Source organism: Escherichia sp. 94.0001, from assembly GCF_013369155.2.
In the GTDB taxonomy this organism is placed as follows: Bacteria; Pseudomonadota; Gammaproteobacteria; order Enterobacterales; family Enterobacteriaceae; genus Escherichia; species Escherichia coli_F.
Genome location: NZ_JABWMS020000004.1, coordinates 50,221 through 63,511 on the forward strand (window position 1 = coordinate 50,221; position 13,291 = coordinate 63,511).

General features: G+C 54.2%; 9 protein-coding genes. 3 read left to right on the forward strand and 6 right to left on the reverse strand.

From position 1 onward, the window contains the following. Positions 1–46: 46 nt before the first annotated feature. The 6 genes from fhuB to hrpB form a co-directional block, all read right to left on the reverse strand. Complete coding sequence (fhuB, locus tag HEN33_RS03315; RefSeq protein WP_176263087.1) at positions 47–2,029, reverse strand: Fe(3+)-hydroxamate ABC transporter permease FhuB; 1,983 nt, start codon at positions 2,027–2,029, stop codon at positions 47–49. Next, the gene (gene fhuD / locus HEN33_RS03320) at positions 2,026–2,916 is read right to left on the reverse strand and encodes a Fe(3+)-hydroxamate ABC transporter substrate-binding protein FhuD (protein WP_046081931.1); all 891 of its coding nucleotides are present in this window, start codon (positions 2,914–2,916) and stop codon (positions 2,026–2,028) included. The genes fhuB and fhuD overlap by 4 nt, the downstream gene beginning before the upstream one ends. Next, positions 2,916–3,713 carry a Fe3+-hydroxamate ABC transporter ATP-binding protein FhuC gene (gene fhuC, locus HEN33_RS03325; RefSeq protein ID WP_001158929.1) on the reverse strand — a complete coding sequence of 266 codons (798 nt, stop codon included), beginning with the start codon at positions 3,711–3,713 and terminating at the stop codon, positions 2,916–2,918. The genes fhuD and fhuC overlap by 1 nt, the downstream gene beginning before the upstream one ends. A 50-nt stretch (positions 3,714–3,763) precedes the next feature. After that, a complete protein-coding gene (gene fhuA / locus HEN33_RS03330) occupies positions 3,764–6,007 on the reverse strand; it encodes a ferrichrome porin FhuA (protein ID WP_000124407.1) in 2,244 nt (747 codons plus the stop codon). Positions 6,008–6,226: 219 nt separating this feature from the next. Continuing rightward, complete coding sequence (mrcB, locus tag HEN33_RS03335) at positions 6,227–8,761, reverse strand: bifunctional glycosyl transferase/transpeptidase (RefSeq protein ID WP_176263088.1); 2,535 nt, start codon at positions 8,759–8,761, stop codon at positions 6,227–6,229. A gap of 93 nt (positions 8,762–8,854) precedes the next feature. After that, positions 8,855–11,284: an ATP-dependent helicase HrpB gene (gene hrpB, locus HEN33_RS03340; protein WP_176263089.1), complete on the reverse strand. Its 2,430-nt coding sequence runs from the start codon at positions 11,282–11,284 to the stop codon at positions 8,855–8,857. A gap of 73 nt (positions 11,285–11,357) precedes the next feature. On the opposite strand from hrpB, the gene thpR reads away from it, so the two are divergent. The 3 genes from thpR (at position 11,358) to dksA (ending at position 13,240) form a co-directional block, all read left to right on the forward strand. Further along, a complete protein-coding gene (thpR, locus tag HEN33_RS03345) occupies positions 11,358–11,888 on the forward strand; it encodes an RNA 2',3'-cyclic phosphodiesterase (RefSeq protein WP_001294670.1) in 531 nt (176 codons plus the stop codon). A 14-nt stretch (positions 11,889–11,902) separates the two neighbouring features. After that, positions 11,903–12,607, forward strand: a complete 705-nt coding sequence (sfsA, locus tag HEN33_RS03350) for a DNA/RNA nuclease SfsA (protein ID WP_105268444.1) — start codon at positions 11,903–11,905, stop codon at positions 12,605–12,607. Positions 12,608–12,784: 177 nt separating this feature from the next. Further along, positions 12,785–13,240 carry an RNA polymerase-binding protein DksA gene (gene dksA / locus HEN33_RS03355; RefSeq protein WP_001155227.1) on the forward strand — a complete coding sequence of 152 codons (456 nt, stop codon included), beginning with the start codon at positions 12,785–12,787 and terminating at the stop codon, positions 13,238–13,240. Positions 13,241–13,291 lie beyond the last annotated feature (51 nt).

The window sequence follows — 13,291 nt, forward strand, 5'->3', positions numbered from 1 at the left end:
TAAAAGCTTTATCCATCCAGGAGTTAAGGGCCGTTATATGGAAAAATTAACGGCTCTGCTTTCTCAACAAATAGATAAAATACGGCGCGCCGATAAAGGTCGACAGCAGCCCCGCTGGGATCTGGAATGGAAACAGCACCATCCGCCCACACCAGTCAGCGAACACCAGCAGTAAACCACCCACCAGCGCCGAAATTACGATGTGTGGCATCGTCCGTCGAAAGCCCATCATCCGCGCAATATGCGGTGCCATTAAACCAACAAAACTCAACGGTCCAATGGTCATTGTCGCGGTCGCCGTCAGGCAAGCCGCTAACAGCAGCAGCGCAATTCGCGTCGGCGTCAGCGCCATTCCCACTGCTCGTGCGGTATCACCGCCCAGCGGTAAAATGGTCAGCCAGCGGCGGCACAGCGGGGTAATCGCCAGCAAAATTACCATCACAATTCCCGTGCGCCAGACCTGCGCCTCGGTCGCGTTGTAGGTCGAACCGGAAATCCACGTCAGCACTTGCGCCATTCGCGGGTCACCACTTGCCTGCAACATCATCAAAAGCATGGTGAACGCGGTACTTAAGGCCATCCCCGCCAGTAACATGCGGTGTGGGGAAAATCCACCGCGTCCGGCAGCAATCATAATGATCAACAGCGTCACCGCCGCGCCGAGACTGCCCGCGGGTAACAGCCAGCCAAAGGCATTACCCGGCACCAAAAACAGCATCAACACCACACCAAACGCCGCGCCGGAACTAATCCCCAGCACTTCCGGGCTTGCCATCGGGTTTCCGGTCAGCCGCTGAATAATACAGCCCGCCACCGCCAGCATGACGCCCGCAAACAGCGCCGCCATAATTCGCGGCCAGCGCCAGGGCATCAAATCCTCGAGCAGCGCCCCGCTCGCCCACGTCCAGCCGTGCGCATCACGACCAAACGACAGCGCCACCACCACAGCCATCAACAGCAGCACGCCGCCCGCGAGGGCAAACGCCAGCACATGTTGGCGTTCAGCAGCGACACGATCGTTCACCTTCATATCCGGCGCGCTAATGCTGCGTAAACGCGGCAGCAGCCACAGCAGCAGCGGCGCACCGATGAGCGCAGTGACCGAACCGGTAGAAACTTCCATCCACACGCGAGTCAGCCAGAGGATGATTTGATCGGAAAGCCAGAGGATCAGCGCACCAATCAGTGACGCCAGCAGCAGTCTTGGCAGCAGACGCCGCGCCCCCAGCATTTTTGCCAGCAGCGGCGCGAACAACCCGATAAAGCCGATAATCCCCACCGCGTTCACCAACAGAGCACTGATGACTATCGCCAGCGACAGCGCCGCCAGACGCGCGAGCGATAAAGCCAGTCCGAGATTACGCGCCACGCCATCATCAAGCCCCATCAGGGTTAATGGACGAAGTAGCAGTAACGTCAACATCACGCCGCCCAGCAGCTGTGGCCATAAACGCTCAACGCCGCCCCAGTCGGTTTGCGTCAGCGTTCCGGTACTCCACAGGAACATGCTTTGCAGCTGGTCGTGATGGAAGATAACCAGTAACTGATTGATTGCCCCGCAATAAAGGCTCACCACAAGCCCCGCGAGGATCAGCGTTACCGGAGAAAGCCGTTTCCCCCACGCGACGCCAAAGACAATTAAGCCAACCACACAAGCCCCTGCCAATGCAGCAAACTGGCTCGCCATAGCACCAGGGATCGCCCAGAGCGTGGTGACGGTAATCCCCAGTTGCGCGCCTGTTGCAACGCCCAGCGTGGTCGGCTCCGCCAGCGGGTTACGTAACACTTGCTGAAACAGCACGCCCACCAGTCCCAGACCCGCGCCCACCAGCAGCGAAATCGCCAGACGCGGCATCAAGCTGTAGTGAAAAATCATCTGCTCGATGACATCGATATCCGGCGACCAGGTGGCCTGCACCCACTGGCTACGCGGCAGCGCCTGCGAGAAGTTCATCCAGGTTAGCATCGCTGCGGCAATCACCAGCAGCGCCAACAATAACGCCGAGAAAAGCGCAATACGTTTACTCACGCTTTACCTCCAATGGCGTTATCCAGAATACGCACAAAGTGCATTGCCGAGAGCGTCGCACCATAAAACCAGACTGCAGGTACGCGCTGAAAGCGTCCGGCGCGGACAAACGGCATAGCCTGCCACAGCGGCGTCGCCATTAGGGTGTCCATGTCTTTGCTGTTGTCGTGATCAAAACAGAGCACATCAACGTCTTTATACGCTGCCAGACGATCGATACTGACGGCGGTACTGCCCCAGAAGTTGGTTTCCCCTTGCCAGGCATTTGGGATGCCGTACTCATCAAGAATTTCCTGGAACAAGCTGTTTGGACCGAACACCAGCATATGACGCGGATCGATAAGTGTCGTCAGTAATAACGGACGCGCACCACGCTTCACAAAGCGGGGTTTCATGCTGCGGATAAAGTCTTCATAGTGCGCTAAATGCGTTTCTGCTGCGCTTTGCAGGTTAAGTAAATCTGCCATTTCCGTCAGCGATTTACGCGCCATCGCCAGCGGCTGTTTGCCGTCGCTGAAGTTAAATCCGCGCCCCGGCGCAATACGTGCCAGCATTTCTGGCGAAGGGCCATACCCTGCCGACCAGACCATAAACGACGGCTTCATTTCGGTCAGCAGTTCAAGGTTAGGTTCTGTCCGCAAACCGACGTCAATCACCGATTCAGGTAATGGCGGTTCGCTGACCCACAGGCGATAGTTGATGGTATCCGCCACGCCGTAAGGCACGATGCCGAGCGCCAGCAGTAATTCCACCGGCAACCACTCCAGCGCCACAATACGCTTTGGATCAATAGCCGCCGCGCGGGCGGTATTCATTTGCCATAACAACGGAGAAAGCGCCATCGCTGTTAACAGTCGACGGCGCGTAATTAGAGGTAAGCCACTCATCAATAAACAAAACTCACAGGTGCAGCACCCGCCGGATGCGGCAAAATACCCATCGGGATGCCATAAATCATTTCGAGGGTTTCGCCGCGCATAATTTCCGCAGGCGTTCCCTGAGCAATCATTTCACCGCCGCGCAGGGCGACCAGATAATCACAGTAACGCGCAGCCATATTGATATCGTGCAGCACGGCAATGACCGTCAGGCCACGCTCCTGACTTAAACGATGCACCAGCGCCAGCACATCAACCTGGTGGGCGATATCCAGCGCCGAGGTCGGTTCGTCGAGCAACAGACAACGGCTATCCTGCGCCACCAGCATGGCGATCCACGCCCGTTGACGTTCGCCGCCAGAGAGGCTATCGACCAGCCGATGCGCCAGTGGTTTTAAGCCAACCAGCGAGATAGCCTCTTCGACCTTTTCGCGATCTGCCGCGCCAAAGCGCCCCAGCGCGCCATGCCACGGGTAACGACCAATCGCCACCAGTTCACGCACCGTCATCCCTTCTGCCGGAGGAAGCTGCTGCGGCAAATAAGCCACTTTGCGAGCAAACGCTTTGCTGCTCCAGCTTTCCAGCGGCTGGGCATCAAGAAGAATCTCCCCTTCTGACGGTGGCTGATGGCGGCCCAACATTTTTAACAGCGTGGATTTACCAGAGCCGTTGTGACCAATCAGACCGGTCACTTTCCCGGCAGGAAAGGTTAACGACAGCGGATGCAAAAGCGTGCGCCCGGGCACACGAAAGGAGATATTACGCAGTGCAAAAGTGGTATCGGAATGATTCGTGTATTCCTGCATAACAGCCAACTTGTGAAACGGGCACGGAAATCCGTGCCCCAAAAGAGAAATTAGAAACGGAAGGTTGCGGTTGCAACGACCTGACGTTCTGCGCCCCAGAAGCAGCCATAGGTATTAAAGCAGCTGGCAACGTATTCACGATCGAACAGGTTGTTGACATGCAGCGCCACGTTGGAGCCAGCCATGCCGACCCGCGCCAGATCATAACGCACTAACGCATCCACGACCGTATAACTTCCCACTTTAAAGGAGTTAGCCGGATCACCATAGCTGGAGCCAGTATAACGACCACCAGTACCCAGCGTCAGGCCAGAAAGCGGACCATCAAAGAAGGTGTAGTCAGCCCACAGCGAAGCCATATGTTTTGGCACCTGCGCAGGCGTATTGCCTTTGTAGGTAGTATCGGTGGTGTATTCTGCATCGGTGTAAGTATAAGAACCAACTACGTTAACACTCGCCGACAGCGCCGCTTTCGCTTCGATTTCTACGCCACGCGCGCGGATTTCACCACCTTCAACCGAGAAGAAGGAACCCTCAGGGTCCGCCATCAGGTTGTTGGTTTTAGTGAGATTATACACAGCACCAGTAACCACAATTGGGCGATCTTCCGGTACATATTTCACGCCGACCTCATACTGCTTACCTTTAGACGGCGCAAAAATATTACCATCCTTCCCAACTTGTGAAGAAGGTTCAAACGATTCGCTATAGCTGAAGTAAGGTGTTACACCATTATCAAACAGGTAGTTAACACCACCACGCCAGGTAAACTGTTTGTCATCACGTTTATCGGTCGTCCCTTCAACGCGGTTATGAGACTCTTGATCCGCCCAGTCATAACGACCGCCCAGGGTGACCAGCACTTTATCCCACTGCGCCTGATCCTGAACATAAACACCCGTTTGTTTCTGCTTATTCAGAATGCGGTAAGGGCCGGAGTTTGCCGGATCTTTCGCATTGAAGTCGAAATCGGTATTCACCGGATTGTACAGATCGAGCAGCGGTACGGAGTCGTCGTAACCAAACCAGGCGTTGATGTCATTACGCATACGCATAAAGTCGACACCGGTCAGCAGAGTGTGGTCGATATCGCCAGTGGCAAACTTGCTCTGCAACTGGGTATCAACGGAGAAGTTTTGCAGCTTCTCATCATCAACGACGTATTTACGTGCCAGGTAGTGACCTTTATCGGCTGGCGCTAAAGCGGCACACTGTTTGCTGTAAGCATTCGCCGGATCGGAGCAGACGCCGTAACCATAAACGCTGTTTTGCGAGGTTTTGTTTTCAGCAAAGCGCAGGTTCTGACGCACCGTAAAGGTGTCATTAAACTCGTGGTCGAAGCTATAGCCCACCATCTTCTCATTACGAGAATAGGTGTTGTTCTTCGCTCCTTCGTTAAAGTCCGTCGGCAGACGTTTACCGTTTGGCAGCGGCTCAACGGTCCCCTCTTTCGGCAGCCAGCCGTAATAACCGGTTTCCGGTTCATTCTGGAAGTAAGAGAGGAAAGTGAAATTGGTTTTATCGTCCGGACGCCAGGTAAACGCTGGCGCAATGGCATAACGCTGCTCTTCCGCGCCCTTTTGCTGGGCATTGGCAGAGCGCGCCAGTCCGGTCAGACGATAAGAGTAAACGCCGTCATCATCCAGCGCATCGCTAAAGTCGAAACCGGTCTGGAACAGGCTGTCTGTGCCCGCTTTAAATTGGATTTCTTTCAGCGGTTCGGTGGTTGGGCGCTTGCTGACCATATTTAACAGGCCGCCAGGGCTACTTTTACCGTAAAGAACAGAAACAGGGCCACGCATAATTTCAGCGCGTTCCAGCATATACGGGTCAATAACTGCATCGTTATAGAAGTTGCCTTGCAACTTCAGACCATTCAGATAGTTATTCTGGCTTTGGCCTTCTGCTGCAAAACCACGAATAATCAAATGATCATAAGTGTTTGATGCACCACGCGTACCGACCGAAACGCCTGGCGTATAGCTAAGCGCTTCTTTTACTGACTTAGGCTGATGCAGCGCCATTTCTTCGGCAGTGACAACAGAAATTGACTGCGGCACTTTTTGAATCGGTGTATCGGTTTTGGTGCCGGTAGCGGACTGTCGCGCCGCAATAGTTGCAGCCGGCCCCCATGCGCTTTCTTGCGGCGCTGGTGCAGCGGTAACGGTGATAGTGTCTTCTTTCGGTTCAACCGCTGCCTGTGCATAAACAGACATGCCGCTAACCGCTGTGGCTACTACAACTGCGATTTTACGCAGTGAGTGTTTTGGCTGAGCAGTTTTGGAACGCGCCATTGGTATATCTCTGATGTAAAGTGAATGATAACGTAAACGAGAATGATTATTATAAAGATAAGATAATATTCGAAACGCTGGCGGGTTCGCAAGCGGTACGCAATCTGAGCGTTCCTGAAGGGTTAATAAACAACCAGATGAAAAAAAAGGGTTAATACTTTAGGTGGGATGTTATTTTACCGGATGGCGACTCGCCATCCGGTATGTCACGCTTAGACGTTAATTACTACCAAACATATCCTTGATCCAACCTGCTACGCCGTCACTGTCTTTCTGCTCTTGCTGAGCAGGTTGCTGTTGCGGTTGTTGCTGCGGCTGAGAAGACTGATCAAACGGATTGCCTGACGGTTGCTGCTGAATCTCACTCTGCTGGCACAGCGATTGCGGATCGCTGGTCCAGACCGGCAAGACACGCATGCCACCGCTGCAAACAAAGTTGCCGTCGTAGTCCACGCCCATATCTGCAATATCTTCTGGTGGAACAAGATTCAGCGGTGTTGGTGTCTGGTTAGCCAGATAACGCTGATAAATCGACATTGCCCCACTGGCACCATACAGTTTGGTCGGCTGGTTGTTATCACGGCCTACCCAGGTGATGGTCACCGTGCTGCCGTCAATGCCCGCAAACCAGGTATCCACGTTGTTGTTGGTAGTCCCGGTTTTGCCCGCCAGATGCAGGTTCGGGTATTTCGCCCCAAGCTGACGACCCGTACCGCGTTGTACCACCTGCTGCATGGTCCATAGTGTCAGATACGCCGCCTGCGCCGGAACCGCGCGTTCCGCCTGCGGGAAGCTCTGATACAACACCTTGCCATCTTCCGCGATTACCGAACGCAGCGCAGAAAGCGGTGCTCGGTTACCACCGCTGGCGATGGTCTGGAACGCCTGCGCCACTTCAATTGGCGTTAAGTTCAACGCCCCCAGCAGCATTGCCGGAACCGGATGCAGCTGATCTTTCGGTACGCCCAGTTTAATCCAGGTATCCGTAACCGCAGGCAGCCCCAGCGCCATCCCCAGATTTACCGTCGGCACGTTCATCGAACGAGTCAACGCATCCACCAGCATCACTCTGCCACTTTCGCTATAACGACGATCATCGTTCTGCGGTGACCAGACCTGGCCATTCGGCTGACGCAGCGCGATTGGCGCATCGGCAATCCACGTGTTCAGGCGATAGATTTTCGGCTGGCTTAAGGCCGTCAGATAAGTCGCTGGTTTTGCAAGGGAACCAATCGAACGACGCGCCTGCATCGCACGGTTGTAACCTGCAAACTGCGGCTCAGAACCACCAACCATCGCACGAACTTCACCACTAAAGCGGTCGACGACCACAATTGCCGTTTCCAGATCGCTTAACTTACGCTGTTTCTTCAGTGCCGGAATGCCTTCCACGGCGGCTTTTTCCGCCGCGTCCTGAGCCACCGAGTCAAAGGTAGTGAAGATCTTCACGCCGGAGAGATCTTTTACCTTATCGCCTAATTTCGCCTGCAGCTCCTGACGCACCAGTTGCATAAAGGCTGGCTGTGGAGAGATTACCCCACCACGCGGCTGAACCCCCAGCGGACGTGCACTCAACATGTCATAGAGCTCTTGATCAATAATCTGCTGTTGTTGCAGCAGACGCAGCACCAGGTTACGTCGCTCCAGCGCCAGTTTCGGGTTACGCCACGGGTTGTAGATGGACGCTCCTTTCACCATACCAACCAACAGCGCCTGCTGGTCGAGGCTCAATTCTTCTACCGGGCGACCAAAGTAATACAAGCTCGCCAGCGGGAAACCGCGGATTTCGTTGTCGCCGCTCTGACCGAGATACACCTCGTTCATATACAGCTCAAGAATGCGGTCTTTGCTGTAACGCGCATCCATGATCAGCGCCATGTAGGCTTCGTTCGCTTTACGCCAGTAAGAACGTTCGCTGGAGAGGAACAGGTTTTTCACCAACTGTTGCGTCAGTGTACTCGCTCCCTGCACCGTGCGTCCGGCGGTCAGGTTTGCCAGCACCGCACGTCCTATGGAGTAGAGACTGATCCCATCATGCTCGTAGAAATGACGGTCTTCAGTCGCCAACAACGTATCCACCAGCAAATCCGGGAAACCACTGCGCGGCACAAACAGACGTTGCTCGCCGTTTGGTGAGGAGATCATGGTGATCAGACGCGGATCAAGACGGAAGAAACCAAACTGACGGTTGTTCTCCATATTGACGATGGTCGCCAGATGATCACCATCAAAAGTCAGACGCGCACGCACCTGTCCTTCTTTACTGTCCGGGAAATCAAACGGACGGCGGATCATTTCAATGCTGTTGGCCTGCACGGTAAATTCGCCAGGGCGCGTCATTTTCGACACCTGACGATACTGGGTCGCCTCCAGCAGCTTCACCATCTCGTTTTTGCTGATGGTCATATCTGGCTCAAGGTTGACCATTCGGCCATAAACAGCCGCAGGCAATTGCCAGACTTTGCCATCAATACGGCTACGAATTTTTTGATCGAGATAAACGCCGTAAATGGCGATCAGCACGGCAAAAACGATAGCCAGTTTTAGCAGCAGCCATAGCCAGCCGCGTTTGCCACGAGGCTTACGCCCTTTGCCTTTGCCCTTACCTTTGCGCGGCATCGGTTCTTCATCCTCATAGTCATCATAATCGTCGTAACCATCGTCATCTTCGTAACGACGACGGCTTACCTTTTGTTTGACCGGACGCGTCGGTTTCCCTTTGCGTCCAATTGGCTCGCGGTCATTCCCGGCCATGCTTTTTCTCCGCAATATTCAGGCGCAAAAGCCCGATTTTCTGTTCTTCTGTAACAAGACAGAAGAAGATATCTCTCAAATTTACTTTGGTCTTCATGAATACTTTTTCGTCCGTCGCGTCGGTGCGGTATTTGCCGGATCATCCGGCCAGACGTGTTTGGGATAACGCCCTTTCATCTCTTTTTGCACATCGCGATACGCTCCTTTCCAGAAGGCGCTCAAATCTCGTGTGATTTGCAGCGGCCTTTGGGCAGGGGAAAGCAACTCCAGCACCAGCGGCACACGCCCCTGGGCGATCGTCGGATTGGTGGCCTCGCCAAACATCTCCTGCATTCTCACCGCCAGCGCGGGCGGGTTATCTTCATGGTAACGAATGGCGATCCGGCTTCCCGTCGGCACAGTGTAATGCGCAGGCAATTCACTATCCAGACGTTGCTGCATCCCCCAATCAAGTAATCCGCGTAGCGCCTGATAAATATCGAGTGATTTCAGGCCGCGTAGCGAATGTACGCCTGCCATATGCGGCAGTAGCCACGTTTCCAGCGTCGCCAACAAACTTTCATCATCAACCGCTGGCCAGTCATATTCTGGCAACCACCTGGCGGCGCATAACAAACGCAAGCGTAGCTGTTCCGCTTCCGGCGTCCAGTTAAGCACGCTTAAGCCTTTTTCACGAATGCCGTTAAGCATCGCCTGATGCAGCTCGTCTTCTGAAGGCTTCGCCAGCGGCTGCACTTTTACCGTCAGTTGACCAATTTGCAGCCGACGCCACGCTTTCAGCGTACCTTGCGCGTCATCCCACTCCACGGTGTCAGACTGCTGTACCAACTGCGGACAGCGTTGTACTAATTCATCGATATCGACCGGTAGCGCCAGTAAAATCCGCGCATCCGGCGAGGCGGTGCCCTGCAATAATAACGGTGCGATCAACCATTCGTGGCGGCTTAGCGCATCGTCGGCATCGAGCATTGCCCCCATGCCGTTTGCCAGTTGATAGCGCCCCTCTTGCCCACGGCGGCGAGCGATGCGATCGGCAAACGCTCCGGCAAGTAACGGTGCGATAAGCGAACTGTCTGCCTCACCGCCGCATACGTTTAAGCGCTTTAACAGTTGCTGGCTACGTTGCTGCCAGGCTGGTTGATTGCGCGAAAACGCCACGCCCAGATCGATATTGCCCATCCGTGGTGGCTCTTCGAGAATAGCGGTAATTTTTGCAGCGGTAGCAGCTTCGTCGTCGCTCCTTGCGCTCACCAGCATTGCCGCTAAACGCGGATCGTTACCCAGCGTCGCCATTTTCTGCCCTTTCGTGCTTAGCCGTTCACCGTCCATCGCCCCCAGCATCCGTAACAGGCGTTTCGCGGCCTGTAAATTCACGGCTGGCGGTTGATCCAGCCAGCTCATCTGCGTCGGATCGCTGCATCCCCATTGCAGTAATTCCATCAGCAAACCGGAGAGATCGCTTTGTAAGATTTCCGGTTCACTTTGCGCGGAGGCGCGTTCTGCTTGTTCTTTGGCGATTAAATGTAAACAGATCCCCGGCTCCAGACGTCCGGCACGCCCCGCACGCTGCGTCATAGATGCCTGACTAACGCGTTGAGTAATCAGCCGCGTAAGCCCCGTGCGCGGATCAAAGCGCGCCACACGTTCCTGAGCACAATCCACCACCAGACGAATACCTTCGATGGTTAAACTGGTTTCAGCAATATTGGTCGCCAGCACCACTTTGCGCATCCCTTGTGGTGCCGGAAGGATCGCTTTTCGCTGATCGTTCAGCGACAACGCGCCATACAGCGGGCAGAGCAACACATCACTACCGATGCGCGAAGCCAGTTGTTCCTGAACGCGCTGAATTTCTCCGACACCAGGTAAAAATAACAGTAATGAGCCGCTTTCCTGATGCAGCAATTCGGCGGTGGCAACCGCCACGGCTTCATCAAAACGCTGATGAGCGGGCAGCGGTAAATATCGGCGTTCAACCGGAAACGAGCGCCCTTCTGAGATGACGACGGGCGCTTCTGGCAGCATCTGCTGCAAGCGGTCATTGTCCAGCGTAGCCGACATAATCAGTTGTTTAAGGTCGTCACGCAGACCCTGTTGCACATCGAGTAACAGCGCCAACGCCAGATCCGCCTGCAAGCTGCGCTCATGAAACTCATCGAGGATCACCAATCCAACGCCGCTCAGTTCAGGGTCACGCTGGATCATGCGCGTCAACACGCCTTCGGTAACTACTTCCAGGCGTGTATTTGGCCCGACACAGTTTTGCGCGCGCATCCGGTAGCCTACCGTATCACCTGTTTTTTCGTTAAGCAGTTCCGCCAGTCGTTGCGCAACGTTACGCGCCGCCAGACGACGCGGCTCCAGCAGGATAATTTTTCCGTTAATGCCGGGATGCGCCAGCAGTTGCAGCGGCAGCCAGGTTGATTTCCCGGCCCCGGTCGGCGCACTTAATAACACCTGCGGTGCACCATCGAGGGCAGCAAGTAACTCAGGTAAGACGGCAGCAACGGGCAACGACGACACAAAACGCTCCAGAGGGTTAACATTCTTCGCGCCACATTGTAGCATCGCGGTAATGCATAACCGAGTACCTCACATGTCTGAACCGCAACGGCTGTTCTTTGCTATCGACTTACCTGCAGAAATCCGCGAACAGATTATCCACTGGCGCGCCGCACAGTTCCCACCAGACGCGGGACGTCCGGTCGCCGCCGATAATTTACATCTGACACTGGCATTTTTAGGCGAAGTGAGCGCAGAGAAAGAGAAGGCGCTTTCTCTTTTAGCCGGACGGATTCGTCAGCCCGGTTTCACACTCACGCTTGATGACGCCGGTCAGTGGCTGCGTTCGCGTGTGGTGTGGTTAGGGATGCGTCAGCCGCCACGCGGCTTAATCCAGTTGGCGAATATGCTTCGTTCACAAGCTGCACGCAGCGGTTGTTTTCAAAGCAATCGACCGTTTCATCCACATATCACCTTATTGCGCGACGCCAGCGAGGCGGTGACAATCCCGCCGCCAGGCTTTAACTGGTCGTATACGGTGACGGAGTTCACCCTTTACGCCTCCTCGTTTGCCCGTGGGCGCACACGCTACACGCCGCTAAAACGCTGGGCGCTAACGCAATAACAAGGATTGTCGCAATGGAATTTTCTCCCCCTCTACAGCGCGCGACGCTAATTCAACGTTACAAACGCTTTTTAGCCGATGTGATCACACCCGATGGTTGCGAATTAACGCTACACTGCCCGAATACGGGTGCGATGACCGGATGTGCAACGCCTGGCGATACCGTCTGGTATTCAACTTCAGACAACACAAAACGGAAATACCCACACACCTGGGAGTTAACCCAAAGCCAAAGCGGCGCATTTATTTGCGTCAATACACTTTGGGCTAACAGGTTGACGAAAGAGGCTATCCTTAATGAATCCATTTCAGAACTGTCAGGATATAGCTCTCTGAAAAGCGAAGTAAAATACGGCGCCGAACGCAGCCGTATTGACTTCATGTTGCAGGCGGATTCGCATCCAGACTGCTATATTGAAGTGAAATCGGTTACGTTAGCGGAGAACGAACAGGGATATTTTCCCGATGCGGTCACTGAACGAGGTCAGAAACACCTTCGGGAGTTGATGAGCGTAGCGGCTGAAGGCCAGCGTGCGGTTATCTTTTTCGCCGTGCTGCATTCAGCCATTACACGGTTTTCACCCGCGCGCCACATCGATGAGAAATACGCGCAACTATTGTCAGAAGCTCAACAGAGGGGGGTAGAAATTCTGGCTTACAAAGCAGAACTTTCTGCTGAAGGCATGGCTCTTAAAAAATCACTGCCGGTTACATTGTAGTAGAGTAAGTAACTGGTTAATTTACATTCTGGTCGCGTGCGCAAATACGCTTTTCCTCACACAGTTGTCAAGTGTTACGTTTAGATAATTGCTATCCGGAAAAGCTTCTGCTATTTATAGCGGCCTCATTTTTCCCCCGAACATGGGGATCGATAGTGCGTGTTAAGGAGAAGCAACATGCAAGAAGGGCAAAACCGTAAAACATCGTCCCTGAGTATTCTCGCCATCGCTGGGGTGGAGCCATATCAGGAGAAGCCGGGCGAAGAGTATATGAACGAAGCCCAGCTGGCGCACTTCCGTCGTATTCTGGAAGCATGGCGTAATCAACTCAGGGATGAAGTCGATCGCACCGTTACACATATGCAGGATGAAGCAGCCAACTTCCCGGATCCGGTAGACCGTGCAGCCCAGGAAGAAGAGTTCAGCCTCGAACTGCGTAACCGCGATCGCGAGCGTAAGCTGATCAAAAAGATCGAGAAAACGCTGAAAAAAGTGGAAGACGAAGATTTCGGCTACTGCGAATCTTGCGGCGTTGAAATTGGTATTCGTCGTCTGGAAGCGCGCCCGACAGCCGATCTGTGCATCGACTGCAAAACGCTGGCTGAAATTCGCGAAAAACAGATGGCTGGCTAATTACAGCCGTTCCATCACGTTTACCACAGGCGGGAAATGCTCCCGCCTTAT